The 339-nt window shown below is 54.9% G+C and carries 1 protein-coding gene; it reads left to right on the top strand.

All coding sequences use genetic code 11. The features are described from left to right. The coding region (locus tag KQP79_RS25875) for an ABC transporter substrate-binding protein (RefSeq protein ID WP_264386652.1) at positions 1 to 339 on the top strand (339 nt) is incomplete at both ends.

The raw sequence follows: 339 nt of genomic DNA on the forward strand, positions 1-339 counted from the left end.
GGCTGGCAGTGGGACCGCCAGCATCGCCCCTGACACCTCGGCGGAACTTGTTCTCGCCTACTGGGACAAGAACCAGACCAGGACCATTAAGGAGAATATCAAGTCGTTCAACAAGAAATATCCGAATGTCAAGGTCACCACGAATCTGGCTGGATATGAGGACTACTGGAAGAAATTGCGCACCCAGGCGCAGGGAAATGAATTGCCCGATGTTTTCTGGATGAACGGTCCCAATATTCAGCTCTATGCCGGCAACGGGATGCTGGCGCCGATCGACAAGGTCATCGACGCCGGTGTCAAGTGGTCGGACTACCCCGAAGCCCTCGTCAAGCTGTACAC

The organism is Bacteroides sp. DH3716P (genome assembly GCF_025914115.1).
Classification (GTDB): domain Bacteria; phylum Bacteroidota; class Bacteroidia; order Bacteroidales; family Bacteroidaceae; genus Bacteroides; species Bacteroides ovatus.